At 71.0% G+C, this 486-nt stretch carries 1 pseudogene; it reads right to left on the reverse strand.

Annotated elements, in window-relative coordinates:
- Nucleotides 1-486: pseudogene (locus D183_RS25905) on the reverse strand ([protein-PII] uridylyltransferase); the annotation flags it as partial.

Below are 486 nucleotides of genomic sequence, written 5' to 3' on the forward strand. Positions count from 1 at the left end.
CCGTCGAACTGTTCCTCGAAGCGCTGCAGCAGCCGGTCGCTGAGCCGGCGCACGATCGCCGCGCTGCGATAGAAGCGCTGCATCATCTTTTCCACGCCCAGGCTCTCGACGTCGTCGGAGAAGCCCAGGCGCTGCGCCAGGGTCTTCTGGTAATCGAAGCGCAGGCGCTCTTCCGGGCGGTTGGCGACCAGGTGCAGCCCGTAGCGCAAGCGCGCCAGTTCGCGGCGCTCGCGGCGCAGCGCGGCGGCCTCGTCGCCGCCGACATGGCCCAGCCCGATCAACGGCTCCAGGTCGCGCACGCCGAACGCGCGCAGCGCCATCCAGCCCAGCGTATGCAGGTCGCGCAGGCCGCCGGGGCCGTCCTTGATGTCCGGCTCCAGGTTGTCGGCGGTGTCGCCGAAGCGCTGGTGGCGGGCCTGCAGTTCCTCGCGCTTGGCCATGAAGAATTCGCGCGGCGGCCATACCCGCTGCGGGGCGATGGCCTCC

Origin of the sequence: Xanthomonas sp. SHU 199 (genome assembly GCF_000364665.1) — a bacterium.
GTDB lineage: Bacteria > Pseudomonadota > Gammaproteobacteria > Xanthomonadales > Xanthomonadaceae > Xanthomonas_A > Xanthomonas_A sontii.